We start from the raw sequence: 26,994 nt of genomic DNA, 5'->3' as shown, positions 1-26,994 counted from the left end.
GTGTGCTCCAGACGGCAAAGGGCCGCGCGTGGCGGCCCTTTGTCTTCGGTCGTGCGTCTTGCAGGCCGTGTCGCCCACCGGCTCAGGTCGCCGCCAACTCCACCTTCGGCGAGAACGAATCGCTCTGCGCCATCGGCCAGTACTTCTCAAATAACGAGTAGCGATGGTTGCCGTTGAGCAGATCGTTCGGTTCGAGATACTTCAGCAGTTCTGACATCAACCGCACTTCATGCGACGACACACGCCGCACGATGTGATGCGCGCGCAGTTCCGCCGGATGCTTCAGCCCCGCAGCCTGAATGATTTCCTTCAGCGCATGCAGCGTGTTGTGATGGAAGTTGAACACGCGGTCGGCCTTGTCGGGAACCGCCAGCGCGCGCTGGCGCACCGGGTCTTGCGTCGCGACGCCGGTTGGGCAGCGCCCCGTGTGGCAGGTCTGCGCCTGGATGCAGCCCACCGCGAACATGAAACCGCGCGCAGCATTGACCCAATCCGCGCCAATCGCGAGCGTTTTGGTGATGTCAAACGCGGTGATCATCTTGCCGCTCGCGCCGATACGAATACGTTGCCGCAAGCCGATGCCGACCAGCGTGTTGTGCACCAGCAGCAGGCCCTCTTGCAACGGCACGCCGACGTGATCGGTGAATTCGAGCGGCGCCGCGCCCGTGCCGCCTTCCGCGCCGTCCACCACGATGAAGTCCGGCAGGATGCCCGTCTCCAGCATCGCCTTGGCAATGCCGAAGAACTCCCACGGATGTCCGATACACAGCTTGAAGCCGGTCGGCTTGCCACCCGACAGCGTGCGCAGTCGGTCGACGAATTCGAGCAGGCCGCGCGGCGTCGAGAACTCGGAGTGCGTGGCCGGCGAGATGCAGTCGCGGCCCATCGGCACGCCGCGCGTCTCCGCGATCTCCGGTGTGATCTTGGCGGCCGGCAGCACGCCGCCGTGACCTGGCTTCGCTCCTTGCGAGAGCTTCACCTCGATCATCTTCACTTGCGGCTCGGCGGCCTGCTTCGCGAACTTCTCCGCGCTGAAGCTGCCGTCGTCGTTGCGGCAGCCGAAGTAGCCCGAAGCGATTTCCCAGATGATGTCGCCGCCGTGCTCGCGGTGATACTTCGACATGGAGCCTTCGCCGGTGTCGTGCGCAAAATTGCCTTTCTTCGCGCCGAGGTTCAGCGCCATGATCGCGTTCGCCGACAGCGAGCCGAAGCTCATCGCCGAGACGTTGAAGATCGACATGGAATAAGGCTGCGCGCGATCCGGTCCGACGACGATGCGGAAGTCGTGATTCTCGAGCGTGGTCGGCGCGAGCGAGTGGCTGATCCATTCGTGCGCGGTGGCTTTGACGTCGAGTTCGGTGCCGTACGGGCGGCTGTCGACGTCGTTCTTCGCGCGCTGATAGACGATGCTGCGCTGGGCGCGTGAGAACGGTTTTTCGTCGGTGTCGCCTTCGACGAAATACTGGCGGATTTCCGGGCGGATGAATTCGAACAGGAAGCGGAAGTGGCCCCACAGCGGATAGTTGCGCAGGATCGCGTGGCGCTGCTGCGTCAGGTCGAACAGGCCGAGCGCGACCAGCGCAAGCGGCACGATGATCCAGAGCCATGAGATGTGATGCGTGTCGGCCAACGCCGCGCAGACAGCGAACAGCACGGCTGCGCACCACATGGCCAGATAACGTCGAGAAAACATGGGAACTCCAGTGCAGTGAGGATCGTCACGGCGGGATCGCCTGCGCTGCTGGCACAGACGGAATCCGCCACGACGGAAAACGAACGACTGCTTGTTATGGTGAAGCTAGCTGCGGCTGGAAGAGCAAGCGTGGATGCCACGCGCGGCGCAGGTCGAAACGTGAAAGTTGCAGCGGGTGCGGCGCCAGCCCGTGTTGCCGCACGATTGGACGCGAGGCTCAACGGGCGTTCAGCAACGCCGCCTTTTTCGGCTCGCGCGCGACCGGCTGTCCGGTGACCGCATGTTCGATGATGCCGCCGCCGAGGCACACGTCGCCATCGTAGAGCACCGCAGATTGCCCCGGTGTGACAGCCCATTGTGCCGCGTCGAAATTCAGCTCGAAGAGACCTTCACCGCTGCCCGCGCTGCTAAACGTGCATGGCGCATCCGCTTGCCGGTAACGGGTCTTCGCGGCGCACGCGAAGCCGTCCGCCGGCGGCTCGCCCGCCACCCAGCTCGTGTTGCCCGCGGACAGCGTATGGCTGAGCAGCCACGAGTGATCGTGGCCTTGGGCGACATACAGCGTGTTCGACGGAATGTCCTTGCCGGCGACGAACCACGGCTCGCCGCTGCCGTCCTTGCTGCCGCCGAGGCCGATGCCCTTGCGCTGGCCGAACGTGTAGAACGCGAGGCCGATATGTTCGCCGACCACTTTGCCGTCGGTGGTTTTCATCGGGCCGGGCTTGGTCGGCAGATAGCGGTTCAGAAAGTCGCGGAACGGCCGTTCGCCGATAAAGCAGATGCCGGTCGAGTCTTTCTTCTTCGCATTGGGCAACGCGATCTGCTCGGCGATTTCGCGCACTTTCGTTTTCGGAATCTCGCCGAGCGGAAACAGTGTTTTCGACAATTGCGCCTGATTCAGCCGATGCAGAAAGTACGACTGGTCTTTCGTATGGTCGAATGCCTTCAGCAGTTCGAAGCGGCCGTTGCGCTCGTTCTGGCGCACGCGCGCGTAGTGGCCGGTCGCGATGGTTTCCGCGCCGAGCGACATGGCGTGATCGAGGAACGCCTTGAACTTGATTTCGGCGTTGCAGAGCACGTCTGGATTCGGCGTGCGGCCGGCCGAGTATTCGCGCAGGAATTCGGCGAACACGCGGTCCTTGTATTCCGAGGCGAAGTTGACCGCTTCGACGTCGATGCCAATCAGGTCCGCCACCGAAACCACGTCGATCCAGTCCTGCCGCGTCGAGCAGTATTCGCTGTCGTCGTCGTCTTCCCAGTTTTTCATGAACAGGCCGACCACGTCGTAGCCCTGTTCCTTCAGCAGCCATGCGGTAACAGACGAATCGACGCCGCCCGACATGCCTACTACGACTTTCTGCTTGCTCATAAGATGCTCACTGGGTGCCGCGTGACTTCATGGATCGTGGGTTGGCCGCGCGTTGCGGCTATCTTTTTGGCCCGACCGAATGCGTGTGCACGAAGTCGAGCGGGAAACGCCGGCCCGCGAGGTAATCGTCGAGACATTGCATGACGAGCGGCGTGCGGTGCCGTTCCGGACAGGCGCGCAATTCGTCGGCGCTCATCCACAACGCGCGGACGATGTCGGGGTCGAGGGCGCGCTGTGGATCAGCTTCGCCGCCCGCGCCGCAATAGGTGAAGCGCAGGTAGGTGACGCCCTCGCTGCCGGGCCGCTCGAAATGGGTCATATACATGCCCACCAGCGCCTCGGGCGTAAACGGATGGGCCGTTTCCTCAAGCGTTTCGCGGATCACCGCTTCCACCAGCGTCTCGCCCGCTTCCAGATGGCCGGCGGGCTGGTTCAGGCGCAGGCCGTCGGCGGTATGTTCCTCCACCACGAGAAAGCGCCCGTCACGCTCGACAATGGCCGCGACCGTGACGTGCGGCAGCCAGGTTTCCGGTTTCATGGGTGCGCATTTTACCGGTTATGGGCCTCGCCTGCCGGGAAGCGGGCGGCGCGCGGTCCGGCCGACCCCGTCCGCCGGGCACCCCCGGATTGTCCCCGATTTCTGCGCACCCCCCTCTTTCGGTTAAAGTGAGGCGTTAGCCGTTGCACCTGCAAGCCGGCGTGCCTCGTCGGCCGATCTGTCGTAAAACAGGAAGTCGAGGAGGAACAAGATGCACATCGGAGTGCCAGCCGAGACGCGCGCGCACGAAACCCGCGTCGCCGCGACGCCCGAAACGGTCAAGAAGTATGTGACCCAGGGCCACCGGGTCACGATCCAGAGCGGCGCCGGCACCGGCGCCAGCTTTCCAGACGATGCCTTTACGGCCGCCGGCGCGGAGATCGTCGACGCGGCGACCGCTTTTGGCGCCGATCTCGTCCTGAAGGTCCAGTCGCCGACCGACGCCGAACTGCCGTTGCTTAAACGCGGCGCGACGCTCGTCGGCATGCTCGATCCGTTTAATACCGAAAACTCATCAAAGCTGGCAGCGGCGGGCGTCACGGCGTTCGCTTTAGAGGCCGCGCCGCGCACCACGCGCGCGCAGAGCCTCGACGTTTTGAGTTCGCAGGCGAATATCGCAGGGTACAAGGCGGTCCTACTGGCCGCCACGCTTTATCCGCGCTTCATGCCGATGCTGATGACCGCCGCCGGCACCGTGAAAGCGGCCCGCGTGCTGATTCTCGGCGCGGGTGTGGCCGGTTTGCAGGCGATTGCGACCGCCAAGCGCCTGGGCGCGGTGATTGAAGCCTCCGACGTGCGTCCCGCGGTAAAAGAGCAGATCGAATCGCTCGGCGCCAAGTTTCTCGACGTGCCCTACGAAACCGACGAGGAGCGCGAAGCCGCACAAGGCGTCGGTGGCTATGCACGGCCGATGCCGCCTTCCTGGCTCACGCGTCAGTCCGCGCTGGTCCACGAACGCGCCAAACAGGCCGACGTGGTGATTTCCACCGCACTGATCCCGGGCCGCGCCGCACCGACGCTGATCTCGGTCGACACCGTGCAGGCAATGAAACCCGGCTCCGTGCTGGTCGACCTCGCCGCGGGCCGCGGCGCCGAGTATGAAGGCCAGCGTGGCGGCAACTGTCCGCTCACTGAGGCGGACAAGGTCGTCATCAAGCACGGCGTGACGATCGTCGGTTATACGAATCTGGCCTCGATGGTGCCCGCCGACGCATCGTCGCTCTACGCACGCAACCTGCTCGACTTCCTCAAGCTGATCATGACGAAGGAAGGCGCCCTGAACATCGATCTCGCGGACGATATCGTCGCGGCCACGTTGCTGGCCCGTGACGGCGAAGTCACGCGCAAGGCCTAAGAGGAGAGTGCGGACATGGAAGTCATCAACCACACCGTCATCAACCTGATCATTTTCGTGCTGGCGATCTACGTCGGCTACCACGTGGTCTGGAACGTCACGCCCGCGCTGCACACGCCGCTGATGGCCGTGACCAATGCGATCTCGGCGATCGTGATCGTCGGCGCGATGCTCGCCGCGGGTCTCACTTTGGGCACGCCCGGCAAGTTCTTCGGCACGCTTGCGGTCGCGCTCGCGGCAGTGAACGTGTTCGGCGGCTTTCTCGTCACCCGGCGAATGCTGGAGATGTTCCGCAAGAAAGAGCCGAAGAAGCTGATCGCAGACAAATCGGCCAAGGAGAACGCGTAATGAGTCTGAACGTCGTCACGCTGCTTTATCTGGTCGCGTCGGTCTGTTTCATTCAGGCGCTCAAGGGGCTGTCCAATCCGAAGACGGCGCGCATCGGCAATACCTTCGGCATGGCGGGGATGGCGATCGCGATCCTCACGACCATCGCGCTGATCGTCAGGCAGGCTAATGGGCTCGGCTCGAATCTCGGGTTGGGGCTGGGTCTGCTGCTGGTTGCGCTGGTGGTCGGCGGTGCGGTCGGCGCGTTCGTCGCCGCTCGCGTCGAGATGACCAAGATGCCGGAACTGGTCGCGGCCATGCACTCGCTGATTGGTCTTGCCGCTGTGTGTATTGCGTATGCGGTGGTGTCTGAGCCGGCCGCGTTCGGTCTTGTCGATCCGGAGAACACCGCGCCAGGCTTCCTGCCTTACGGCAATCGCGTCGAGCTGTTCATCGGCACGTTCGTCGGCGCGATCACGTTCTCCGGTTCGGTGATCGCGTTCGGCAAGCTGTCGGGCAAGTACAAGTTCCGGCTGTTTCAGGGCGCACCGGTCGTGTACGCCGGACAGCATCTGATCAACCTGCTGCTTGCGCTCGCGATGCTCGGCTTCGGCGTGATCTTCTTCCTCACGCAATCTTGGCTGCCGTTCATCATCATGACGCTGATCGCGTTCGTGCTCGGCGTGCTGATCATCATTCCGATCGGCGGCGCGGATATGCCGGTGGTGGTGTCGATGCTGAACTCGTACTCGGGCTGGGCGGCGGCGGGCATCGGCTTCTCGCTGAACAATCCGATGCTGATCATCGCGGGCTCGCTGGTGGGCTCGTCCGGTGCGATTCTGTCGTACATCATGTGCCGTGCGATGAACCGTTCGTTCTTCAACGTGATTCTCGGCGGCTTTGGCAATGAGCCGGGCGCGGCTGCGGCGGGCGGGTCGGCGGAGCAGCGTCCGGTGAAATCCGGCTCCGCGGATGATGCGTCGTTCATGCTCGGCAATGCTGAAACCGTGGTGATCGTGCCGGGTTATGGGTTGGCGGTCGCGCGCGCACAGCATGCGTTGAAGGAGTTGACCGACAAGCTGGTCGAGAAGGGCATCGAGGTGAAGTACGCGATTCACCCTGTTGCCGGACGGATGCCGGGTCACATGAACGTGCTGCTCGCCGAAGCCGAAGTGCCGTACGACATGGTCTACGAAATGGACGACATCAACGGCGAGTTTGGTCAGGTCGACGTGGTGCTGGTGCTCGGCGCGAACGACGTGGTGAACCCGGCGGCGAAGACCGATCCGAAGTCGCCGATTGCGGGTATGCCGATCATCGAGGCGTACAAGGCGCGCACGGTGATCGTCAACAAGCGCTCGATGGCGGCGGGTTACGCCGGGCTCGACAACGACCTGTTCTATATGGACAAGACGATGATGGTGTTCGGCGACGCGAAGAAGGTGATCGAGGATATGGTGAAAGCGGTGGAATAACTGCATGCTCGAAGTTCGCGGCCCGCTTTGCAAGCGGCCGCGAACCGCTGGCTTGTCTGCTGGAATCCTCGTGCTCAAAGGCGGTTTTGTCTCCACCGGTTCGATACAGCGGCCCTATCGCGGCTTCGCATTCACATGCCGCAACAGGTCTGCAAGCCGCCTTCCTTCCTGATCCGGATACTGTTCGAGCACCTGAAGATTTTCGATCTTCTCCAGGCCGAAATTGCGGAAATCGCCGCGCAATTCACACCACGCTCCGAGCGTCCAGCGCGCGCCCCAATACGCGAGGGCGAGCGGCCAGACACGGCGCTCGGTCGCCGCGCCGTTCATATCGACGTAGGCAAAGCTCACCACATGCCGCGTGTCGATCGCGCGATGCAGCGCGTCGAGCTGCGCGGAAAAATCCCTTTTGATGTGAAACGACGGCGCGAAGACGGCGAGCCTTTCCAATGCCGCGCGCTTGTCGGCGGGCATGGCCGAGGCGATCTTGGCGAGCGCCCCGCGCGCGCCGCCCGCAAAGCCGGCGCCGCCCCACGATTCGAGCATGCGCGCGCCCGCGGCGAGCGCGGCCAGTTCGTCGGCGGTGAAGGTGAGCGGCGGCAGGCTTGCCGTGCGGCTCAGCCGGTAGCCGATGCCGGCCTCGCCTTCGATCGGCACCCCTGACAGTTGCAGATCGCGCACGTCGCGATAGACCGTGCGCAGCGAGATGTGCAGCCAGTCGGCAAGTTGTTGCGCGGTGGTCAGCCGCCGTCCGCGCAGCAGTTCGGCGATCTGGAACAGGCGGTCGGCGCGGCGCGTCATCGTGGGCGTCTTGTAGAAGAGGACGGGGACAGTTCCGCGATGATAGCGCCGCATGCCGCGCTCCGGTCGGCGTTCGCGCGCGGCGCTCACCGGCCGCCGCGCGCGAGCGTGGCATCGACGGTCGGTCGCGCGTTCAGATAGACGAGCACGCCGTCGCCGGTGGGCGTCATCGACGGGCTATGGACGATCGCGCCGCCGGTGGCCGGTTCCTCGTAGCCGAACACGGCGATCGGCTGGCCGCCGATTTCCTGGACATTCAGTTTGATGTCGAGCGCCGCTTCATAGAAACGGACGGCGCGATCGAAATCGACGGACGGAATCTCGAACCATGCAACAACTTTGGATGATGCGGACATGTCACTCTCCTGTGGATGGCGGTGAGCCGTGCAAAGCGCCGGATGGCGTGAGAAGGAGTGTGCGGGGGTGCTACTGACAGCGTGGTGTCAGTAGGAGATGGCAGGAGCCACGAACGCGGCGGTGACTAGTCCGATAGAGAAACGGCTTTCTCCCCAGTAGCGCGCGCCACATCAGCAAAGCGCGGTTGTTCGTCGCGCTGCCCGCTTTTAGGACGAATGCCATGTTTTTTGTAAAAGCCTACCGGTAACCTGACTGCTTCTGTTGTCGGGCTGTGCTCTCCGATGCTGCAACCTTCCCTGGTTGCAAGCTCATCTGTTCCGCACCATTTCCAGGTGTCAACGCACCTTCGTTCAAGCCCGCGGCGTTCTGTTTTCAACCGCGAGATTCCTACGTGATGTGGTTTTTTCTACGTAACATCCTCGCGCGCGAGCAGGTCAACTCCATTGACATGAGCCATGCGGCTCACGTCAAACGCAAATTCCCGCTGGGTGCATCCGCGAGTGCTGTCTTGCTCGGCGGCACCATGGTCGTGTTGGGCGCGCCTGTCGCGTCGGGTGCTGCGGCGAAGACGCTCCGCCAGGCCGCATCGGCCGGTACGGAAGGTTTTGCAGTGGAGCGGGACATGCTGGGCGCGCATCCGTTTTTGTCGAACCGCACTGCGGTCCCGGCGCCGCATGCCGGCGCTCTCGTTCAATCCGGTGGCACTCAAACACGGCCTCTCATGGAAGCCGATTTGCATGCAAAGCCAGCCTTCGTGTTATCGCCGGGCGAGTCCGTTCTCGTATCGATTTGCCGCGCGAAACCGGGCATGTGCGATCCGCATGTGGCTGGTGTGGCAACGGCCACGGCAGTCATACATGGATGGGCAGGACGGGTTGTGGTGCAGCCGACGAGGCCGGGCGCTCAGAGCATTGCCGACGTCGGCGGCGGCACGCTTTCCGCAGCAAGCTCGCTCGCGATGCCGGCTGATGTCGGCACCTATACCGGCCAGATCAAGGGCAGTTTGCACGATACGTGGGTGGCAGCCGGACTGCCTCCGGATCTGATCGCGCAACTGCGGCGGATCTTTGCGGGACGCCTCGACGAGTCGACTCGCGCTCAGTCGGGCGACGGCTATCGGATCGTCTATGGACCTACGGGCAGCGCTGGAACCGCCTCACAACGCAAGCGTGTGAGTGCCGTCGAAATCACCTTGGCAGGACACACGTACAGCGCGGTCTGGTTTGTCGCGCCAGGGCACACGGATGGCGATTATTTTTCGTTCGATGGCGCGCGCCTCGCGGCGCAGCCCTTCGCGATGCCGCTGAACTATGTCCGCATCAGTTCGCCTTTCGGTTATCGCATTCACCCGGTGACGGGCGAGCATTTGTTCCATACCGGCGTGGACTTGACCGCGCACGTGGGTACGCCGGTCGTTGCCGCATGTGCGGGGACGGTGCAATTCATCGGCGCCGATGGCAGTGGCTACGGCAAGCACGTGGTGTTGCGCCACGCGCAGGGTTATACGACGTACTATGCGCATCTTTCGGCCTTCTCCAGTGGTTTGCGAGTTGGCTCGCACGTGAGTGAAGGGCAGCAACTGGGTGCAGTGGGACAGACCGGCGTGACGACCGGTCCACATCTGCATTTCGAGGTGCGGCTGAACAACGAGCCGACCGATCCACTCAAGTTGACGAGCCGTTTCAGTGCGGCTCCGTTAGCGGCTCGTGATCGCGCGGCTTTCGATCGTGTTGCAGGCATTGCGCGAGAGCAGTTGGCGTCGCTGCCTGCTGCCACACGTAGTGCATCGATCGCACCGCCTGCGCGCGGATAATGCAGAAGTGCTGATCATCCGCAGTGCCTCGCGGTGGAGATGCGTTTGCGCGCAGCGACACGCCGCTGCGTGTTCGACGCTGCCTGCTTAAAAAACGCCCGCCTACGGCGGGCGCAGTTCGTTCGCGACCAATGGATAACGGCGCTCGGGGAAGCGCCTGGTCGCGTTACGAGGAGCACGGTTTTCGGCTCATCCAAATTCAGAGTACTCACTGACTGATCGAAAAGCAATCAAGTGCGCAAACAGTTTGCAGACCGATCTTTGGACATTTCTTTACGGCGATTTTCATTCAGCCGCTAATCGCGTTCACCGTACTTGTGGGCTCTTCGCTATCGCACAGTCCATTCAATTTACAATCACTTCTTTTCTGCATACGATAATTACGGTAGCTTCCTATTTGCGGATTGTTTCAAACGCGAAACAACGTGAGGTGCCGAAAATGATGAATACCCCAGCGCACGTCTTTAGATCGATTCTCACGAGCGGCGCGCAATTCGAGGAGTACGTCGACCGGATCGGACGTCCGCGATTCGCCATCAGTATTGACGGAGACGAAACCGCGGCATCCCTCGCGCAGTCGGACGAATGGTTGTTCGCCGACGATATCGATTGCCTCATGCACGCGTTCCTCGACTGCGATAAAGGCGCACGGCAGGTACTTCTCGAAACGATGTTCAATAACGCCTGGCGATACGGCTTCGTCGCCCTATGCGCGAATCGTTACGATAGCTTCATTGAAGAATGGAAGGCGGACGACGACAAAAACGCTCGCCCCGATCACTACCGCGCACAGAAGTATTTCGGCGTAATCGTCGACGCTGGAGAGATCGGCTTTAGCAACGCGCCAATGCAGTACTGGGCGTTCATCGGCAGTACGAGTGGTTGTATCACCGCTGAACAGCTTCACGGCGCAGGCCTGACCTACGAGGGATTGATTGGTCAGCTCTGCGTGATCAACGGGCTCTGCGAAGTCGAACGAATTGGCAATCATCGGATCGCGGAGCGCAGCGCCGCGTAGTCCTTCAGCGCCGAACGCGCGAGCGCGATTTCACGTCTCGCGGAACCCGCACTGCAGGCTCGCGTGGCGGTGGAGTGCACCTCTTATACGGTGAACGAATATGAAAACCTGCGACGGGAAGTGGGTGTGCAACTTTTGCGGATCGGATGAGTGCGAAGCCATGACGATCATCATCGGACCGAAAAATGTGGCGATCTGCGGAGCATGCATCGAAATCTGCATGAAGGCCATGGACGCACGGCAACGTCACAGTGCTGCCGCCGTCGCGTCGGTTGCCGCCGTGCTCGCCATTGCGACGGCGCGTGCTACGAAGGAACTTGCGTCGAGAGCCGAACAACGCGCCAAATCTGCTCGACGACACGGAAAATCATGACGCGGAGTCGGCACGATCGCGCGGCGATCGGTGCTCGACCACGACCCCGCGTCCACCACGTTCCAGGTTTTACGACGAGCGAGTGACCGGCCTCAAGCCGCAGGCGTATCGCTCTGCGGCCGCTGCCGCACACTGCCAGCGATCAGATCGAAGCGGAACAGCCGGCATTCGAGCGCGCCGTTAAAGAGCGGCGTCTTGGTCGATTCACGCAGACGCAACTGACCCGGCAACTTGCGATCCGACGTCAGGATGAACGCGTGCCAGCCGGTGAAACGCTGCTTGAGTGCATCGCCGAGCGACTGGAAAAATTCACTGTCCGGCGCTTCTTCCTGAACGCGGCGAAAGCCCTCGTCTTCGCGGTTCTCACGATTGCCACGGCCTTCGCGAAGCTCGCCGCGAGCATTGCGACCGCGCACTTCGATCCGTTCGCCATACGGCGGATTGGCGACGAGAATACCCGCATCGGAGGTCGGCGGCGTCATGCCGCGCGCGTCGACCTGTTTGAGCGGAATGTTCGGCAAGCCGGCGCGCTGGAAGTTGGCGCGCGCCTTGTCGAGCATGTCGCCGGAAATATCGCTGCCGAAGATTTGCAGATCGGCGCGCGAACTGCGCGCGGCGTGCTTGGCGTCGAGCGCGGCGGCCTTCAGCGTTTGCCAGGTTCTGGCTTCGAACTGTTTGAGCTTCTCGAAGCCGAAGCGCCGTTCCGCGCCCGGCGCGATATTCAACGCCACTTGCGCCGCTTCCGCGAGGAAGGTGCCGCTGCCGCACATCGGGTCGTACAGCGGCGTGCCCGCGGTCCAGCCGGTCAGACGCAGAATGCCCGCGGCCAGATTCTCACGCAGCGGCGCCGCGCCCTTGTCGAGCCGCCAGCCGCGCTTGAACAACGGATCACCCGAGGTGTCGAGGTACAGCGTGCAATCGGTGGCCGTAAGAAAGGCGAACACGCGCACGTCGGGCATGGCGGTGTCGATGTTCGGACGCGCCCCGCTCACTTCGCGCAGACGATCGCAGATCGCATCCTTGACGCGCAGCGTCGTGAATTCGAGGCTGCGCAGCGGCGATTTGATCGCGGTGACGTCCACGCGCAGCGTTTCATTTGCCGAGAACCATTGTTCCCAACGCTGCTCGACCGCAAGCGCATACACGTCCTGCTCGCTGCGATACGGGCGGTGCGCGATCTTCAGCAGCACGCGGCTCGCGAGGCGCGAATACAGGTTGGCGGCCATGCCGGCAGCCCAGCCTCCGCGGAAATGCACGCCGCCCGGCACTTGTGTGCCGGCCGTGAACGGCGCGCCGTTCAGGTGTTTCGCTGCAATTTCGGCGAGTTCGGCCGCGAGCGAGGCTTCAAGGCCGCGTGGGCAAGGGAGGAAGAAATCGAAGGACATTGAGGTTGCCGGAAGGCGTTGGATAAGGCGCTATTGTACGCGGTCGGGGTGGGCCGCCATGCGCGATGTCCTGGGTGGCATGCGGCGGCGCGTCGGTCGCAGCGCATAAAGCAAAGCGCGAAGGTCAGGGGCATCGCAGCGGGCGCCCGTCATGCGCCAGAATCCACCGCCGGCGAGCAGCGGCTATTCAGGGTGAACAGGGCGACGTTGTAGAACACGGTCGGCGCGCCATAGGCAGCCGACCCGAGCGGCGTCAGACGATAGCGGCCGATCTGCAGGGTATCCCGCGCCAAGGTCTGATTTGTTGACGATGACGAAAGTCGTCGTGTCGTGGGCGTCTAACCAATTGAGTTTTGCCCGGCTGCCGCGGTTGTCTGGCTATCGCGTGTCGGCAAGCGTGAGCATCGATCATGGTCGGCTCGCTAACGAGGACGGCCGCGCCTTTACTAAAACCAGATGCCGGTTCACGGCGCGGTCGCGCCGCGTGCCGTTTCGCCTTCCTTCGTGTTGGAGCGTCGGTTCATCGCTCTCTATCCGCAACGAGTCGTTGCCGGACACGGACTTGATCTGGTTCGTCGCGGCAATGCCCCTTCTGCGGAAGGGCCGGTCTGCGCATTCCGGGTTTGCGGGCACAGACACGCGCGCCGCGCGGGCCTGGTTCATGAGCAGGCACAGCGCCTCGGCCGGTGTCGCATTCGCCGCCGGCATTTCAATCTCCGGCAGTTGCGCGAGCCGGCGCCACGCGGACGGAAACGCACGGCTGAACAGAAAACACAATGACCTGGTGTTGAGAGGGTGATGACGGCCGCGCTCCCATTCCCTGCGCAACAGCACAATCGCGCTGGTGCGCAGGGCAGTGTGCGACGCGCGTTTCGTCAATAATTCACGCCGGACCGCGAGATCTTCCGCACACAGAACCGCTACGCCGACGACATCGGCATTCAGGCTTGCCCGTTCGGCCACCGTTCCGCAGCGCATGTTGAGCAGCGTATGGCCGCCGCGCGTCAGACGGATGGTCTCAAAGCGCACGTTGTCGTCCAGTTGCGCCTTGAAGGGGAGGCCGGCGCATTCTGCCTGAGCATCGCACTCGCGAAGGATCACGGCGCGCACCGCGCACGCGGCGTTACTCTCCAGCAGCGCGAGATGCTGCGATAACGCCGGGTGCATGCTTCGCAGCCACGCTACATGCTCGATCACGCCGAAGCCGGGCGTGCGGAGCAGACCGCTGACAAAGAAGAATCGCAAGGCACCTCGACTGTCTGAAAAGGCCAGACCGTAGACGACGATGCGAGGCGTCGGCGGCAGAGCATGTGCGCGGTGACGCATGATCGTCTCCAGCGAAATAGTTTCAAACGTCTGAATATTCCTAGATTAGGCTAAGCCACAAAACGTGGCTATTTATTCGGTAAAAAGTGCGCCTCGTAAATGTAATAAAAGTAATTGGTACCTTGACGACGGCATGAACGATCGAACTGCCCTCGGCTAGTGCTTATAGATGAGCGGAATTGACGCACTTTTTGCGCCGCTTAATGGTGCAGCGGATGGATTCGGAAAATGTGACTTGAGGCATGCTTCGCCGCCGGCGACTTCGGATAGCCGCCAGGTAGATGGTATTGGAACCACTCGCACAGGCGTGTCGGAAGCGGTCGTCGACGCGCGCGCGGCAACCGGACACGGCGTTGCTGGCGGATAAAAGCTGGAGAAGGAGAGCTACATTCGCGACGGGCGCGCAAGCCCGCAAGAGGCGCGCCGTCTACAAACCTGCGAAAGCCCGTGATCGCGCCTCGCGCGCCACGGGCAAACAGGCGACGGCGTTGCGCCGTGCCCGATCGATCAAGCGCCGGTCGCCGCGCTGCCAGCGCTCGACGGACACGGCGGCGCGGACGCAACCGCGCCCTTCGTCGTCGCATTCCCTCGGGCCTGCGCAGCCGACGCCGCCATGGCCCGCACCGCCGAAGCCACTTGCGTGGAGATCTCCTGCAACGCCTTCCGGTGCCCGTCCACCAGCGCGTCATATCCGCCGCTGACCGGCTCGCTCACCACGCTGCGGCAAGTCATCACCGTCGTGCTCCGCACGGCCCGCACGCTCCACACCGCGTCGATCAACGCATGCGAACCGGGCCATGACTCGAAGCGCTGCACATTCATGCTGACGCGATACACCGATGTCGAATCCGGATACGCCGTGCCGTACACGTCGATGGTGCCCAATTGCTCCGTCAGATTCGTCGACAGCGCGCGACGGATTTCGTCGCCGGGCAAGGAAGCCCAGCGGTCCTGTTCGAGCACCTGAACCTGCGTCGGCCCCGTTTGCACGACGAGTTGATTCTTGGTCACCTGCGGCGGCACGTCGATCGGCGCGACTTCAATCAGCCATGCCGGCGCCGCCGTGGTCTGCGCGCTGACCGGCGCAGCCGATCCGGCGGCACTGTCGGCACCGAGCGTATAGAAGCGGCTTGCCGGCGACGAGCACGCGGCCAGCGCTGCCATACCGGCCAGCGCGCCTGCAACGACAGCGCCGCGCACGAGCCCGCGCGGCGGGCGGGGGAGCCGGGCAAACATCATGGTTTATCTCCTGTTTTACCGCGCAACAGCGACTCGGGATGACGCTCCAGATAATCCGACAGCGCATTCAGCGACTGCAATGTGCGCGTCAATTCCTGCAACGCCTGATGAACATCGGACTGCAACGGCGAGTCCTGCTGCAACGTCGCTTCGGCTGAACCGAAGGTTTGCTTGGCCGCCGCGAGCGTGTCGCGAGCCTGCGGCACGACTTCCTTGTCGAGTCGCGTGAAGAGTTGATCGGCGTTCTTCAGCGCGCTGTTCAGGTTGTTGCCGATCTGATCGAACGGCACCGCGTCGAGCTTCTTCGCGATGTCGGCGACCTGGAGTTGCAACTCGTCGAGCGTGTTCGGAATCGTCGGCAGTTCGAGCGGATCCTTTGTTACGTCGACGGTTGCCGGCGGCGCCTTCGGGAAGATATCCACCGCCACGTACAACTGGCTCGTAATCAGGTTGCCCGTGCGCAACTGGCCGCGCAGACCATGTTTGACAAGCGCTTGCAGCATGGTTTGCCCCGCCATGCTGCCAGGCGCGGGCGCCGTTTCGCGGAAGCGCTTGCCGAGGCGGTCGGGGTACAGGTTCATCGTCACCGGCATGGTGAAGCTGCGCGTCTTCGGATCGTAGTCGATGCCGATATTGGTCACCTGGCCCAGCACGATGCCGCGGAAATCGACCGGTGCGCCGATCGACAAGCCACGCAGCGACTGGTTGAAGTTCATCACCACACGCAACGGCACGCCGTCCGGTTCGCGCATGGCATCCGCTTCGTCCGAGCCGAGGCGGAACGTCATGTTGTTCGGCGCCTGCGCGCCCACGCCCTGACCCGGCGGCGACTGGAACGACAAGCCGCCCACGATCACCGTCGCAAGCGATTGTGTGTTCAGCTTGAAGCCGCTGGAATCGAGCCGCAGATCGACGCCGCTCGCATGCCACCAGCGCGAATTGGTGCCGACATACTGGTCGAACGGCGCGGACACGAAGACCTGCATGGTCACGCCGGTGCCGTCCTTGTCGAGCGAGAAGCCGACCACCTGGCCGACCTGCACGCGCCGGTAAAAGATCGGCGAGCCGATGTCGATCGAGCCGAGCGAGTCGCCGTGCAGCACGAACTGGTGGCCCTTCTGGTCGCCGGTAATGGGCGGCGGCGTTTCGAGGCCGACAAAATTCTTCTCGCTATCCGGCGAGTGCCCGGCGTCTGCCCCAATGTACGCGCCCGAAAGCAGCGTGGTGAGACCCGACACGCCGCTCGCGCCGATACGCGGCCGCACCACCCAGAAACGCGAGTCCTTGACCGCGAAGTCTTCGCCTTCCTTGGTCAACTGCACCTGCACGAGCACGTGGGACAGATCTTTCGACAGCGTGATGGTCTTCACCGAGCCGACATCGACGTCCTTGTACTTCACCTTGGTCTTGCCGGGCTCGAGACCTTCGGCGCTCACGAAGCTGATCGTGATGGTCGGGCCTTTCTCGGTCACCGACTTGATCACGAGCGCGATGCCGATCAGCGCGGCGATCAGCGGAATCACCCAGACGAGCGAAGGCAGCCAGCGGCTGCGCGGCTCAATTTCAGGGTCCGGGAGTTGGGGCGGCAGCTTCGGTCCGTTCGAATCGTTGCGCGGCGCATCGGAGGCGGGCGTCGGTTCTTGCGGGCTAGTCATGTTTGAGGTCCTGAGGTTTTTGGGTACTGCCGTTCGCGCTTCCTTCCACGCTGCCTTCCACGCTATCCCAGATGAGCCGTGGATCGAATTGCATGGAGGCCATCATGGTCAGAATCACGACCGAGCCGAAGGCGATCGCGCCGGGGCCGGCCGTGATGACGGCAAGCGATTTGAAGCGCACCAGCGCCACAGTCAGTGTGACGACGAACACGTCGAGCATCGACCAGCGCCCGATCCGTTCGACCATCCGGTATAGCGTGGTGCGCTGCTCGGGCCGCCAGCGCGAACGGCGCTGCGCCGTGACGGTCAGCAGCACGAGCACGCTCAGCTTGAGCATCGGCACCATGATGCTGGCGATGAACACGATCACCGCGAGCGGCCAGTCGCCCGAGGTCCAGAAATAGACGACGCCGCTCATGATGGTGTCGTCTTCGGAACCGAGCAGCGACGAGGTGTGCATCACCGGCAGCAGATTCGCGGGAATATACAGGAGCGCCGCGGCGATCAGCAGCGCCCACGTGCGCATCAGGCTGTCAGGGTTGCGCGAGTGCAGGCGCGAGCCGCACCGTGCGCAGTGCTGCGGCGTGACGGAGCGGATGCGCGGTTCGACGCGTCCGCATGCGTGGCAACTAAGCAGACCGGCGCGTCTTGCGGTGACGTATTTCATCGCGTGCTCATCCTCGACGTGGCGTCGGCGGCACCGGCGGCAAGCCGGACGGTGCAGTGTGCACGTCGGGCGCCGCGGCGGTCTGCAACTCGGCCGGCGCGGGCGGGCCGGCGATCGAACTGACGGCGGCCGCCGCACTATCGGCGGAGGTGCGCGGCAGTGGGCGCTGGCTGCGGTCGCCAAGTTCGTCGGCGAGGTCCCACAGAATGCGCGGATCGAATGTGACCACCACCGCGAACATCAGTGTCAGCACGCCGAACGCGAACAGCGCCGCTTCGGGAATCACGCGCGCGAGACTGACCATCTTCACGATCGTGATCAGAACGCCGAGCATGAACACTTCGATCATGCCCCACGGGCGCACGAACTGAATGGCGCGCAGCACCTGATTGAAGGCGGGCGGCACATAACCCGCGCGCAGCGGGATCAGCACATAGAGCAGTGCAAGGAGTTCAGTCAGCGGAAACAGAATGGTCGAGCAGAACACCATGACCGCGACGATCTGCATGTCTTCGCCCCACAGCGCGACGAGCGCGCCGAACAACGTGGTCTGCGAGGTGATGCCATTGGTTTCGAGTTCGACGATGGGGAAGCCCTGCGCGATCAGGAAAGTGATCAGCGCGCCGAGCGTCATTGCGCTGATGGCGTCGAGCTTGCGGGCCACGCCGCTGTAGAGCGTCGCCCCGCAACGCGGACAGCGCGCGACCGTGCGCCCGACAAGCCGCGGCTTGCGGAACAGCGTATCGCATTCATGGCACGCAATCAGGTTGTCATGGTCCATAGAGCAAGGGGCCGACGGTGTGAGGGGAGGCGTGCAATGCCCGTTCTATGGCAGGTCTGATAAAAAAGGTGGAGCAATAGTACCAAAACGCGCCCGGACGTCGCACGGACCGTCGCATGGGCTGCGGACCGCGGGCGGGGCGGCCTGTTCAGCTGACGGTTGATCCTACATGCAATCGGTATAACTCTGACAGCCTCCGTCCCCAATTGTTCAATGCCGGCGACGTGGGCGAAGAAACTGCCGATCCGCGGCGCGTCAGCGGCCCGCAGCCAGTTTTTTCCGATTGGGGTAGCATGGCCGCCTTGGCGCGTGCCGCAACCGGCATGGTCCCGTAATACGCGTCGATGCCATGTGCATCGAAGGCTGGAATAGCAGTGCGGGCTGCGCCGTTAACCTCTCTTAGCTTGCGTTGACCTGTCATGGCACTCAATCCTTCGTTCGCCAGCCGCGAGTCGTACACGCGGACTGCCATCGCCCTGCATTGGCTGATCGCGCTGCTGATCGTGTGCGGCTTCGCGCTCGGCTGGGTGATGACCGATATTCCCGGCTTCACGCCCACCAAGCTGAAGTACTTCTCGTGGCACAAATGGATCGGCGTGACGGTGTTCGCGCTCGCCGTCCTGCGCATTCTGTGGCGCGCCACGCATGCGGCCCCCGTGATGCCGCGCCGCATGCCGGTCTGGCAGCGCGGCGCGGCGCATCTCGTGCACCTGCTGCTGTACCTGCTGATGATCGCGATTCCCGCCTCGGGCTATCTGTACAGCTCGGCGGCCAATATCCCGGTGGTGTACCTCGGGCTGATTCCGCTGCCGCGCCTGATCGCGCCGGATCCGCATCTCAAGGAACTGCTGAAGAACGTGCATATCACGCTGAATTACACCTTGCTCGTGCTGGTCGCGTTGCACATTGTGGCCGCGCTCAAGCATCAATGGCTGGACCGCGACGGCCTGCTCTCACGCATGCTCCCTTTCCTCAAATAAGGACAACCATGAAGGTCTCGTTTTATCGCTACATGCTCGCCGCGTTCGCGGCGGCCTCGCTGACGGTGGCAGGCAGCGCCTTGGCGCAAGTCGACGTCGCGAAGAGTTCGGTGACGGCCACCTCGAAGCAGATGAACGTGCCGGTGGAAGGCAAGTTCGGCAAGTTCACCGCGCAGATCAAGTTCGATCCGGCAAAACCGGCCGACGGCACCGCGCAGCTCAGCATCGACGTGGCCAGTTACGATCTCGGCGACGAAAGCTACAACGACCAGGTGCGCGGCAAGGACTGGTTCGACGCGAAGACCTATCCGAGCGCCACGTTCGTCTCGAGCGCGATCGCGCCGGCCGGCGGCAACCAGTTCAAGGTGACGGGCAAGCTGACCATCAAGGGCAAGTCGCAGACGGTGGTGGTGCCGGTGACGGTGACCCAGCAGGGCGCCGTGCAAACCTTCGACGGTTCATTGCCAATCAAGCGCTCGCAATTCGACATCGGCACCGGGGAATGGAAAGACACCTCGGTAGTCGCCGACGAAGTGGTCATCAAATTTCATATCGTTGCAGCACATAAGTGATGTCCGCGGCGCGGTTCGGGCGCGGCAGCTTTCTTCAAGAACCTAGGAGCGTGAATTGAAAACATCCATGTTGATCGCCGTCGGCGCGCTGGCTTCGACTTTTTCGTTCGGCGCGTTCGCGGCCGCCGATACCTATCAGCTCGACCCCACCCACACGTATCCGAGCTTCGAGGCGGATCACTTCGGCGGCATGTCGGTGTGGCGCGGCAAATTCACCAAAAGCTCCGGCACGGTCACGCTCGACCGCGCGGCGAAAACCGGCACGGTAGACGTGACGGTCGATCCCGCGTCGATCGATACGGGCAACGGCAAGCTCGACGAGCACTTGAAGTCGAACGAGTTCTTCGACGTCGCCAAGTATCCGTCGGCGACTTATAAGGGCACCGATATCAAGTTCGACGGCGACAAGCCTGTCGAAGTGGTCGGCAGCCTGACCATGCACGGCGTCACCAAGCCGCTCAATCTGAAGATCGAGTCGTTCAAGTGCATGCAGCATCCGGTGCTCAAGCGAGAAGTGTGCGGCGTGGAAGCGAGCGCGCATTTCAGCCGCGCCGATTACGGCATGGATTTCGGCTCCAAGTACGGCTTCAGCATGGACACCAAGCTGCATATTCAATCCGAAGGCATCAAGCAATAAGCGCTTTCATGGGCGTTTGATTCAAGGTCTTCAGTCGCGTCGCCGTTGCGTCGCAACAAAAAAACCGTTTCGTTCGCTTTCGCGACGAAGCGGTTTTTTATTGCCCATTTGAAACGCTGAAAGCCTTACGCAGCGGCATCGCGCAATTCCGCACTCGCGCCGGTTTATTTTTTCGGGTACATAGAGCGCAGGCACCGTACTGGTTGTGCGCGCATCCAGTCGGGCGTTTGAGGCGTAATGCCAACATGAATAATATTTCGCGCGAATCGGAGATCTGCATGAACGCAACGACAGCAGCAAGCCTGGCGGGGAGCCGGCAGAATTCGTGGCGCGCGGTGGTCGCGGCCTCGATCGGCAACGCGCTGGAATGGTTCGATCTGGTGGTGTACGGTTTTTTCGCGGTGATCATCGCGAAGCTGTTTTTCCCGGCCGGTAACGACACGGTCTCGCTGCTCCTCACGCTCGGCACGTTCGGCGTGTCGTTCTTCATGCGGCCGCTCGGCGCGATCGTGATCGGCGCGTATGCCGACCGCGCCGGCCGCAAGGCGGCGCTCACGCTCTCGATCTTGCTGATGATGGGCGGCACGCTGATCATCGCGATTCTGCCAACCTATCAAAGTATCGGCCTCGCCGCGCCCGTGATCCTCGTGCTGGCGCGTCTGATGCAAGGTTTCTCGGCGGGCGGAGAATTCGGCAGCGCCACCGCGTTCCTCGCGGAACACGTGCCGGGGAGGCGCGGCTTTTTTGCGAGCTGGCAGGTGGCGAGCCAAGGCCTGACCACGCTGCTTGCCGCCGGTTTTGGCGTACTGCTCACCGGCAAGCTCTCGCCGGAACAGATGGGTGCCTGGGGTTGGCGCGTGCCGTTCATTTTCGGTCTGCTGATCGGTCCGGTCGCGTGGTACATCCGCACGAAGCTCGACGAGACGCCCGAGTTTCTCGCGGCCGAAACCACCGGGACGCCGCTGCGCGACACCTTCACGGGCCAGAAATTGCGCCTGCTGGTTGCGATTGGCGTGGTCGTGCTCGGCACGGTGTCGACGTATCTTGTGCTGTTCATGCCGACGTTCGGCGTCAAGCAGTTGGGACTGGCGCCTTCGGTGGCGTTCGCGGCGATTGCGCTGACCGGCCTGATTCAGATGGTGTTCTCGCCGCTGATCGGCCATCTGTCGGACCGGCATGGGCGCACCACGATCATGCTGATCTCGGCGCTGCTGCTGCTTGTGCTCATCTACCCGGCCTTCGTGTACCTGGTCGCGCATCCGACTTTCGGCACCTTGATCGCCATGCAGATCGTGTTCGGCTTTCTGATGACCGGATATTTCGCAGCGCTGCCAGGGCTGCTGTCGGAGATGTTTCCGGTGCAAACGCGCACCACCGGCATGTCGCTGGCTTATAACATTGCCGTGACGATCTTCGGCGGCTTCGGGCCGTTCATCATCGCGTGGCTGATCAGCGCGACGGGCTCGAAGGCCGCGCCGAGTTACTACCTGATTTTCGCCGCGATCGTGAGTCTTGTCGCGCTGATGGCGGCGCGTCGCAAGCTTGGTTTTCGCTGAAGCGGGCGCTGTGCCGTCTCGCTCCGGTATAGGGTGGCGCGACGACGAAGAAGGGCGGCGGTAAACGCAAAAGGCCGGTTCGTGATGAACCGGCCTTTTGCATTGCGAGGTCTGAAACTACATCAGAATCAGACTTGCGCGCCTGCGTTCGGATCGTCCGCGTCGGTGCGGTCCTTCCTGTCCTTGATCAGATCTTCGCGCTTCACGCCGAACCACATGGCGAGCGCCGCGGCGACGAACACCGACGAGTAGATGCCGAACAGAATACCGACCGTCAGCGCCAAGGCGAAGTAGTGCAGCGTCGGGCCGCCGAACAGGAACATCGACAGCACCATCATCTGCGTACAGCCGTGGGTGATGATGGTTCGCGACATCGTGCTGGTGATCGCGTGGTTGATCACCTCGATCACGGTGAGCTTGCGCTCGCGGCGGAAGGTCTCACGAATCCGGTCGAAAATAACCACCGACTCGTTCACCGAATAGCCGAGCACCGCGAGCACCGCAGCCAGCACCGACAGCGAGAACTCCCACTGGAAGAACGCGAAGAAGCCGAGAATGATGATCACGTCGTGCAGGTTCGCGATCACGCCGGCCACCGCGTACTTCCATTCGAAGCGGAACGACAGGTAGATCACGATGCCGACCACCACGCAGGCCAGCGCGAGCAGGCCGTCGGTGGCGAGTTCCTTGCCGACCTGCGGGCCCACGAACTCGACGCGTTGCAATTGCACTTGCGGTGTGTCGGCCTTCAGCGCGGTCATCACCTGATCGCTCTGTTGCGCGGACGTATAGCCGTGTTTGAGCGGCAGGCGGATCAGCACGTCGCGCGAAGTGCCGAAGTTCTGCACCTGAGCGTCGGCGTAACCGAGCTTGCCCAGCGTAGCGCGCACCGGTTCGAGCGGCGCGGCGCCCGGATACTGCACTTCGACGACCGTACCGCCGGTGAACTCCACCGACAGATGCAGCCCGCGATGCAGCAGGAAAAACACAGCGGCAAGGAACGTCAGCAGCGAGATCGCGTTGAAAATCAACGCGCGCTGCATGAACGGAATGTCTTTGCGGAAACGGAAAAATTCCATGGTCTTGTTCTCCGGGACTCAGCGGGACGAACCCGGTTTCTGCGGCGTGCTCGAGGAACCCGGCGACGAACCCGGCGCATTGCGGCGGCGCACGGTCGGTTTGCCGGCGCGTGCCTGCGCGACGGCGGCCCTGGCCTTCGACGGCTTGGCGGCGACCGCGGCAACGGCCTGCGCCGTGTCGGTCGCGGCGTCTTCGCTGCCGAGGTAAGCAGCCGAGCCTGCCGGCGCCGTCTCCGGACGCCACACCTGGCCGATAGCCAGCGACTTCAGCTTCTTCTTGCCGCCGTACCAGAGATTGACGATGCCGCGCGAGAAGAACACGGCCGAGAACATCGACGTCAGAATGCCGATACAGTGCACGATCGCGAAACCGCGCACCGGGCCGGAGCCGAATGCGAGCAGCGCAATACCGGCGATCAGTGTGGTGACGTTCGAGTCGAGAATCGTCGCCCAGGCGTGCGCGTAGCCGTTCTGGATGGCCAGTTGCGGCGGCGCGCCGTTGCGCAGTTCTTCACGCACGCGTTCGTTGATCAGCACGTTCGCGTCGATCGCCATACCGAGCGCGAGCGCGATAGCGGCGATACCCGGCAAGGTGAGCGTGGCTTGAAGCATGGACAGCACGGCGATCAGCAGCAGCAGGTTGACCGACAGGCCGATCATGGAGATCACGCCGAACAGCATGTAGTACGCGATCATGAAGACGGCGATCGCCGCGAAGCCCCACACCACCGAGTGGAAGCCCTTCTTGATGTTGTCCGCGCCGAGGCTCGGGCCGATCGTGCGTTCTTCGATGATGTCCATCGGCGCGGCCAGCGAACCGGCGCGCAGCAGCAGCGCGAGGTCGGCGGCGCCTTGCGGCGTGGCCTGGCCGGTGATCTGGAAGCGGTCGCCCAGTTCCGACTGGATGGTTGCCACCGTCAGCACTTCGCCCTTGCCCTTTTCGAACAGCACCATGGCCATCGGCTTGCCGATGTTGTCGCGCGAGATGCTGGCCACCGCGCGGCCGCCGGCCGAATCCAGACGGATGTTGACCGAAGGGCGTTGATGTTCGTCGAAGCCCGCCGACGCGTCGATGATCCGGTCGCCCGTGAAGATGATCTGCTTGCGCAGCAGCACCGGCGTCTGGTTGCCTTGCGTGAACAGTTCGTCGCCCGGCGGCACCGGATCGGACGGATTCGGATGCGTGTTGACCGGATCGGCGAGGCGCGCTTCGAGCGTTGCCGTGCGGCCGATGATGTCCTTCGCCTTCGCCGTGTCCTGCACGCCCGGCAGTTCGACCACGATGCGGTCGGCGCCTTGCTGCTGGATCACCGGCTCGGCCACGCCGAGTTCGTTCACGCGGTTGTGCAGCGTGGTGATGTTCTGCTTGAGCGCGGCGTCCTGCACGGCTTTCTGCACTGCCGGCGTGAATGTGCCGACCAGTTGCACGCCGCCGTCCGGGCCGGCTTGCGAGGCCCACTGGAGTTCGGCGATGCCGCGGCTCAGTTGCTTCGACGCGTTGTCCGCCGTGGCCTGGTCGGCGAAATTGATCACCACCGACTGGTTCACGCGGTTCACGCCGCCGTCGCGGATATTCTTGTCACGCAGCAGCGTGCGCGCGTCGGAAGCGTCCGAATCGAGCTTTTTGTTCAGCGCGCCGGCCATGTCGACCTGCAGCAGGAAGTGGACGCCGCCGCGCAGATCGAGACCGAGGTACATCGGCAGCGCGTGCAAGGCGGTCAGCCAGCGCGGCGACGCGCTTTGCAGATTCAGCGCGACGATGTACTGCGGGTCGGTCGGATCGCTGTTCAGCGACTTCTGCAGCAGGTCTTTCACGCGCAGTTGCGTGTCGGTGTCCGGCAGACGCACGCGGATGTTCGCGTTGGTCGCCGAGTTGTCGAACGTGACGTCGTCCGGCTTGATCTGATTCGCGGCGAGCGCGGCTTCGACAGCCGACAGCGTGGTCGAGTCGAGCTTGACCGTTGCCTTGCCGCTCGACACCTGCACCGCCGGCGCTTCGCCGAACAGGTTGGGCAGCGTGTACACGAGGCCGATGACCAGAGCCACCAGCATCACGGCGTATTTCCAGAGGGGGTAACGATTCATGAGTGGTCCAACGGGAAGGTTGGCTTGGAAGCGATGCGTCCGGCGATGAGCGCGGGCGGTTCACGGTGTGCTGCGTGAACTGCCGGCGAGGCCGCGCCGGACGCGAGAGATTCGGCCTTACAGCGACTTGATCGTGCCCTTCGGGAGAATCGTCGTGACCGACGCTTTTTGCACGGTGATTTCCGTGCCTTCCGAGATTTCGACGCCGACGTAGGCTTCGCCCACCTTGGTCACCTTGCCGACGATGCCGCCATTCGTCACCACTTCATCGCCCTTGGCCATCGCGGCGAGCATGTTGCGATGTTCCTTCTGGCGCTTCATTTGCGGGCGAATCATGATGAAGTACAGCACGCCGAACATCAGGATCAGCGGCAGGAAGCTCATCAGGTTCGATTCAATGCCACCTGTTGCTGTGCCTTGGGCGAAGGCATTGGAAATGAACGACACGTTGGTCTCTCCGTTATAAGTCAAAACGATCAAAAAAATCAGCCGGTTATTCTACCACCGGCCCGACGCGCGTCGGCGCGGCGAATCGGCTTTGGGATCAACCGTTTAAAGCCTGCTTTGCCGTTTTTACCGCCGCTCGCGAAAGATAATTGTAAGGTTTTCCCGGCGAGGTGGACGGATTCTTCGGCTGAATCCGTTCTGCCGCGCCGTTACGGCGCCTCGGCGGTGCCGCGCGCGCGGTTCTCGTGAAAGCGTTTGCGGAAGGCCTCGAACATTTTCGCGTCGATTGCGTCGCGGATTTCCTGCATCAGTTCGAGGTAGTAGTGCAGGTTGTGGATCGTATTCAACTGCGCACCGAGGATTTCCCCTACTCGATGCAGATGATGCAGATAGCCGCGAGTGAAATTTCGGCAGGTGTAGCAGCCGCATTGCTCGTCGAGCGGGCGCAGCGAATTCTTATGCGCGGCGTTGCGGATCTTGATGTCGCCAAAACGCGTGAAGAGCCAGCCGTTGCGCGCATTGCGGGTCGGCATCACGCAATCGAACATGTCAACGCCGGCGGCCACGCCCGCCACCAGATCTTCCGGCGTGCCCACGCCCATCAGGTAGTGCGGCTTGTTGGCCGGCAACTTGGGGCCGATGTGGTTCAGCACGCGCATCATGTCTTCCTTCGGCTCGCCGACTGACAGACCGCCGATCGCGAGACCATGGAAATCCTTCTCGGCGAGGCCTGCCAGCGACTCGTCGCGCAGGTCCTCGAACATGCCGCCTTGCACGATGCCGAACAGCGCGTTGGGATTGCCCAAGCGGTTAAATTCGTCGATGGAGCGCTGCGCCCAGCGCATCGACATGCGCATCGAATCGGCCGCTTCCTTGTGCGAGGTCGGCACGTTATTGGTCGCGTACGGCGTGCATTCGTCGAACTGCATGACGATGTCCGAGTTGAGCACTTTCTGGATCTGCATGGACACTTCGGGCGACAGAAACAGTTTGTCGCCGTTGATCGGCGACGCGAACGTGACGCCATCTTCGGTGATCTTGCGCAGATCGCCAAGTGAGAACACCTGGAAGCCGCCCGAGTCGGTGAGGATCGGCTTTTTCCAGCCCATGAAGCCGTGCAGACCGCCGTGCGCCTCGATCGTCTCCAGACCCGGGCGCAGCCACAGGTGGAAGGTGTTGCCGAGGATGATCTGCGCGTGCATTTCTTTGAGCTCGCGCGGCTGCACGGCCTTCACGGTGCCGTAGGTGCCGACGGGCATGAAGATCGGCGTTTCCACCACGCCGTGATTCAGCGTGACGCGGCCGCGGCGGGCCAGGCCGTCGACGCCGAGCAATTCGAAATTGAGGCCGTTTTCCGGGCGGACGTGATCGCCGAGGTAAGCGCCGTGATCGGCGCGCGTGCTAACGGATTGACCGTTGGTCATGAAAAAACTCCTGTGCTACCAGAAAACAGTCCGGCGCAAATGT

The 26,994-nt window shown here is 62.9% G+C and carries 25 protein-coding genes and 1 pseudogene; 10 read left to right on the top strand and 16 right to left on the bottom strand.

Features of this window, described 5'->3' with window-relative positions; all coding sequences use genetic code 11:
* Positions 1-82: 82 nt before the first annotated feature.
* From B0G82_RS03360 to B0G82_RS03350, 3 genes are all read right to left on the bottom strand, one after another.
* Positions 83-1,693, bottom strand: a complete 1,611-nt coding sequence (locus B0G82_RS03360; protein ID WP_121306643.1) for an FMN-binding glutamate synthase family protein — start codon at positions 1,691-1,693, stop codon at positions 83-85.
* A 217-nt stretch (positions 1,694-1,910) separates the two neighbouring features.
* Positions 1,911-3,062 carry a tRNA 2-thiouridine(34) synthase MnmA gene (mnmA, locus tag B0G82_RS03355; RefSeq protein ID WP_121306642.1) on the bottom strand — a complete coding sequence of 384 codons (1,152 nt, stop codon included), beginning with the start codon at positions 3,060-3,062 and terminating at the stop codon, positions 1,911-1,913.
* Positions 3,063-3,120: 58 nt separating this feature from the next.
* A complete protein-coding gene (locus tag B0G82_RS03350) occupies positions 3,121-3,600 on the bottom strand; it encodes an NUDIX hydrolase (RefSeq protein ID WP_121306641.1) in 480 nt (159 codons plus the stop codon).
* 211 nt (positions 3,601-3,811) lie between these two features.
* Here B0G82_RS03350 and B0G82_RS03345 point away from each other — a divergent pair, with 211 nt between their 5' ends.
* From B0G82_RS03345 to B0G82_RS03335, 3 genes are read left to right on the top strand one after another with little or no spacing between them, the layout of a single operon-like run.
* The gene (locus tag B0G82_RS03345; RefSeq protein ID WP_121306640.1) at positions 3,812-4,954 is read left to right on the top strand and encodes a Re/Si-specific NAD(P)(+) transhydrogenase subunit alpha; all 1,143 of its coding nucleotides are present in this window, start codon (positions 3,812-3,814) and stop codon (positions 4,952-4,954) included.
* A gap of 15 nt (positions 4,955-4,969) precedes the next feature.
* A complete protein-coding gene (locus B0G82_RS03340) occupies positions 4,970-5,302 on the top strand; it encodes an NAD(P) transhydrogenase subunit alpha (protein WP_106281949.1) in 333 nt (110 codons plus the stop codon).
* Positions 5,302-6,756 (top strand): NAD(P)(+) transhydrogenase (Re/Si-specific) subunit beta, encoded by a 1,455-nt coding sequence (locus B0G82_RS03335; RefSeq protein ID WP_121306639.1) that lies wholly within the window; start codon positions 5,302-5,304, stop codon positions 6,754-6,756. The genes B0G82_RS03340 and B0G82_RS03335 overlap by 1 nt, the downstream gene beginning before the upstream one ends.
* A gap of 114 nt (positions 6,757-6,870) precedes the next feature.
* Here B0G82_RS03335 and B0G82_RS03330 read toward each other — a convergent pair whose 3' ends face one another.
* The gene (locus B0G82_RS03330) at positions 6,871-7,611 is read right to left on the bottom strand and encodes a YafY family protein (RefSeq protein ID WP_121306638.1); all 741 of its coding nucleotides are present in this window, start codon (positions 7,609-7,611) and stop codon (positions 6,871-6,873) included.
* A gap of 56 nt (positions 7,612-7,667) precedes the next feature.
* Positions 7,668-7,913 (bottom strand): annotated as a pseudogene (locus B0G82_RS03325) (VOC family protein); the annotation flags it as partial.
* A 395-nt stretch (positions 7,914-8,308) separates the two neighbouring features.
* On the opposite strand from B0G82_RS03325, the gene B0G82_RS03320 reads away from it, so the two are divergent.
* The 3 genes from B0G82_RS03320 to B0G82_RS03310 all read left to right on the top strand — a co-directional run bounded on the left by B0G82_RS03320 (position 8,309) and on the right by B0G82_RS03310 (position 11,118).
* Positions 8,309-9,727, top strand: a complete 1,419-nt coding sequence (locus B0G82_RS03320) for a M23 family metallopeptidase (RefSeq protein WP_121306637.1) — start codon at positions 8,309-8,311, stop codon at positions 9,725-9,727.
* Between the two features lie 247 nt (positions 9,728-9,974).
* On the top strand, positions 9,975-10,745 hold the full coding sequence (locus B0G82_RS03315; protein WP_147439419.1) for a hypothetical protein: 771 nt from the start codon (positions 9,975-9,977) through the stop codon (positions 10,743-10,745).
* A gap of 100 nt (positions 10,746-10,845) precedes the next feature.
* Positions 10,846-11,118 carry a ClpX C4-type zinc finger protein gene (locus B0G82_RS03310; protein ID WP_116142889.1) on the top strand — a complete coding sequence of 91 codons (273 nt, stop codon included), beginning with the start codon at positions 10,846-10,848 and terminating at the stop codon, positions 11,116-11,118.
* A gap of 92 nt (positions 11,119-11,210) precedes the next feature.
* Here B0G82_RS03310 and B0G82_RS03305 read toward each other — a convergent pair whose 3' ends face one another.
* From B0G82_RS03305 to B0G82_RS03280, 7 genes are all read right to left on the bottom strand, one after another.
* The gene (locus B0G82_RS03305) at positions 11,211-12,503 is read right to left on the bottom strand and encodes a class I SAM-dependent RNA methyltransferase (RefSeq protein WP_106281938.1); all 1,293 of its coding nucleotides are present in this window, start codon (positions 12,501-12,503) and stop codon (positions 11,211-11,213) included.
* Between the two features lie 149 nt (positions 12,504-12,652).
* A complete protein-coding gene (locus B0G82_RS39660) occupies positions 12,653-12,796 on the bottom strand; it encodes a hypothetical protein (RefSeq protein ID WP_158608118.1) in 144 nt (47 codons plus the stop codon).
* A gap of 115 nt (positions 12,797-12,911) precedes the next feature.
* Entirely contained in the window at positions 12,912-13,613 is a 702-nt protein-coding gene (locus tag B0G82_RS03300) for a hypothetical protein (protein ID WP_147439417.1), read from the bottom strand.
* A 723-nt stretch (positions 13,614-14,336) separates the two neighbouring features.
* Entirely contained in the window at positions 14,337-15,068 is a 732-nt protein-coding gene (locus tag B0G82_RS03295) for a PqiC family protein (protein WP_121306634.1), read from the bottom strand.
* On the bottom strand, positions 15,065-16,723 hold the full coding sequence (locus tag B0G82_RS03290; RefSeq protein WP_116142881.1) for an MlaD family protein: 1,659 nt from the start codon (positions 16,721-16,723) through the stop codon (positions 15,065-15,067). Before B0G82_RS03290 ends, B0G82_RS03295 begins: the two co-directional genes overlap by 4 nt.
* A complete protein-coding gene (locus B0G82_RS03285) occupies positions 16,716-17,390 on the bottom strand; it encodes a paraquat-inducible protein A (RefSeq protein WP_116142879.1) in 675 nt (224 codons plus the stop codon). The genes B0G82_RS03290 and B0G82_RS03285 overlap by 8 nt, the downstream gene beginning before the upstream one ends.
* A gap of 7 nt (positions 17,391-17,397) precedes the next feature.
* A complete protein-coding gene (locus B0G82_RS03280) occupies positions 17,398-18,171 on the bottom strand; it encodes a paraquat-inducible protein A (RefSeq protein ID WP_121306633.1) in 774 nt (257 codons plus the stop codon).
* A gap of 419 nt (positions 18,172-18,590) precedes the next feature.
* Here B0G82_RS03280 and B0G82_RS03275 point away from each other — a divergent pair, with 419 nt between their 5' ends.
* The 4 genes from B0G82_RS03275 to B0G82_RS03260 all read left to right on the top strand — a co-directional run bounded on the left by B0G82_RS03275 (position 18,591) and on the right by B0G82_RS03260 (position 21,916).
* Entirely contained in the window at positions 18,591-19,151 is a 561-nt protein-coding gene (locus tag B0G82_RS03275) for a cytochrome b (protein WP_121306632.1), read from the top strand.
* A gap of 8 nt (positions 19,152-19,159) precedes the next feature.
* Entirely contained in the window at positions 19,160-19,723 is a 564-nt protein-coding gene (locus B0G82_RS03270; protein WP_116119000.1) for a YceI family protein, read from the top strand.
* A gap of 67 nt (positions 19,724-19,790) precedes the next feature.
* Entirely contained in the window at positions 19,791-20,360 is a 570-nt protein-coding gene (locus B0G82_RS03265) for a YceI family protein (RefSeq protein ID WP_106281925.1), read from the top strand.
* Between the two features lie 278 nt (positions 20,361-20,638).
* Positions 20,639-21,916 (top strand): MFS transporter, encoded by a 1,278-nt coding sequence (locus tag B0G82_RS03260; protein WP_121308599.1) that lies wholly within the window; start codon positions 20,639-20,641, stop codon positions 21,914-21,916.
* 128 nt (positions 21,917-22,044) lie between these two features.
* Here the strand turns inward: B0G82_RS03260 and secF are convergent, their stop codons facing one another.
* The 4 genes from secF to tgt all read right to left on the bottom strand — a co-directional run bounded on the left by secF (position 22,045) and on the right by tgt (position 26,951).
* Positions 22,045-22,995, bottom strand: coding sequence for a protein translocase subunit SecF (gene secF, locus B0G82_RS03255; protein ID WP_121306631.1), 951 nt, complete (start codon positions 22,993-22,995; stop codon positions 22,045-22,047).
* 18 nt (positions 22,996-23,013) lie between these two features.
* Positions 23,014-25,080 carry a protein translocase subunit SecD gene (secD, locus tag B0G82_RS03250; RefSeq protein WP_116142871.1) on the bottom strand — a complete coding sequence of 689 codons (2,067 nt, stop codon included), beginning with the start codon at positions 25,078-25,080 and terminating at the stop codon, positions 23,014-23,016.
* A gap of 117 nt (positions 25,081-25,197) precedes the next feature.
* Complete coding sequence (yajC, locus tag B0G82_RS03245) at positions 25,198-25,527, bottom strand: preprotein translocase subunit YajC (protein ID WP_007179286.1); 330 nt, start codon at positions 25,525-25,527, stop codon at positions 25,198-25,200.
* 209 nt (positions 25,528-25,736) lie between these two features.
* Positions 25,737-26,951: a tRNA guanosine(34) transglycosylase Tgt gene (tgt, locus tag B0G82_RS03240; protein ID WP_121306630.1), complete on the bottom strand. Its 1,215-nt coding sequence runs from the start codon at positions 26,949-26,951 to the stop codon at positions 25,737-25,739.
* Positions 26,952-26,994 lie beyond the last annotated feature (43 nt).

The organism is Paraburkholderia sp. BL17N1, from assembly GCF_003634175.1.
Taxonomy (GTDB): domain Bacteria; phylum Pseudomonadota; class Gammaproteobacteria; order Burkholderiales; family Burkholderiaceae; genus Paraburkholderia.
The sequence above is the reverse complement of the archived record's forward strand: the minus strand, read 5'-3'. Positions and strand labels throughout refer to the sequence as shown.

What these genes read in the sequence shown, in the direction of transcription:
- B0G82_RS03310 (WP_116142889.1), top strand. Translation starts at nt 10,846, where the DNA reads ATGAAAACCTGCGACGGGAAGTGGGTGTGCAACTTTTGCGGATCGGAT.
- B0G82_RS03260 (WP_121308599.1), top strand. Translation starts at nt 20,639, where the DNA reads ATGAACGCAACGACAGCAGCAAGCCTGGCGGGGAGCCGGCAGAATTCG.
- B0G82_RS03270 (WP_116119000.1), top strand. Translation starts at nt 19,160, where the DNA reads ATGAAGGTCTCGTTTTATCGCTACATGCTCGCCGCGTTCGCGGCGGCC.
- B0G82_RS03275 (WP_121306632.1), top strand. Translation starts at nt 18,591, where the DNA reads ATGGCACTCAATCCTTCGTTCGCCAGCCGCGAGTCGTACACGCGGACT.
- B0G82_RS03265 (WP_106281925.1), top strand. Translation starts at nt 19,791, where the DNA reads ATGTTGATCGCCGTCGGCGCGCTGGCTTCGACTTTTTCGTTCGGCGCG.
- B0G82_RS03305 (WP_106281938.1), bottom strand. Translation starts at nt 12,503, where the DNA reads ATGTCCTTCGATTTCTTCCTCCCTTGCCCACGCGGCCTTGAAGCCTCG.
- B0G82_RS03350 (WP_121306641.1), bottom strand. Translation starts at nt 3,600, where the DNA reads ATGAAACCGGAAACCTGGCTGCCGCACGTCACGGTCGCGGCCATTGTC.
- mnmA (WP_121306642.1), bottom strand. Translation starts at nt 3,062, where the DNA reads ATGAGCAAGCAGAAAGTCGTAGTAGGCATGTCGGGCGGCGTCGATTCG.
- B0G82_RS03345 (WP_121306640.1), top strand. Translation starts at nt 3,812, where the DNA reads ATGCACATCGGAGTGCCAGCCGAGACGCGCGCGCACGAAACCCGCGTC.
- B0G82_RS03295 (WP_121306634.1), bottom strand. Translation starts at nt 15,068, where the DNA reads ATGATGTTTGCCCGGCTCCCCCGCCCGCCGCGCGGGCTCGTGCGCGGC.
- secF (WP_121306631.1), bottom strand. Translation starts at nt 22,995, where the DNA reads ATGGAATTTTTCCGTTTCCGCAAAGACATTCCGTTCATGCAGCGCGCG.
- tgt (WP_121306630.1), bottom strand. Translation starts at nt 26,951, where the DNA reads ATGACCAACGGTCAATCCGTTAGCACGCGCGCCGATCACGGCGCTTAC.
- B0G82_RS03340 (WP_106281949.1), top strand. Translation starts at nt 4,970, where the DNA reads ATGGAAGTCATCAACCACACCGTCATCAACCTGATCATTTTCGTGCTG.
- secD (WP_116142871.1), bottom strand. Translation starts at nt 25,080, where the DNA reads ATGAATCGTTACCCCCTCTGGAAATACGCCGTGATGCTGGTGGCTCTG.
- B0G82_RS03285 (WP_116142879.1), bottom strand. Translation starts at nt 17,390, where the DNA reads ATGAAATACGTCACCGCAAGACGCGCCGGTCTGCTTAGTTGCCACGCA.
- B0G82_RS03280 (WP_121306633.1), bottom strand. Translation starts at nt 18,171, where the DNA reads ATGGACCATGACAACCTGATTGCGTGCCATGAATGCGATACGCTGTTC.
- B0G82_RS03360 (WP_121306643.1), bottom strand. Translation starts at nt 1,693, where the DNA reads ATGTTTTCTCGACGTTATCTGGCCATGTGGTGCGCAGCCGTGCTGTTC.
- B0G82_RS03335 (WP_121306639.1), top strand. Translation starts at nt 5,302, where the DNA reads ATGAGTCTGAACGTCGTCACGCTGCTTTATCTGGTCGCGTCGGTCTGT.
- B0G82_RS03320 (WP_121306637.1), top strand. Translation starts at nt 8,309, where the DNA reads ATGTGGTTTTTTCTACGTAACATCCTCGCGCGCGAGCAGGTCAACTCC.
- B0G82_RS03290 (WP_116142881.1), bottom strand. Translation starts at nt 16,723, where the DNA reads ATGACTAGCCCGCAAGAACCGACGCCCGCCTCCGATGCGCCGCGCAAC.
- B0G82_RS03330 (WP_121306638.1), bottom strand. Translation starts at nt 7,611, where the DNA reads ATGCGGCGCTATCATCGCGGAACTGTCCCCGTCCTCTTCTACAAGACG.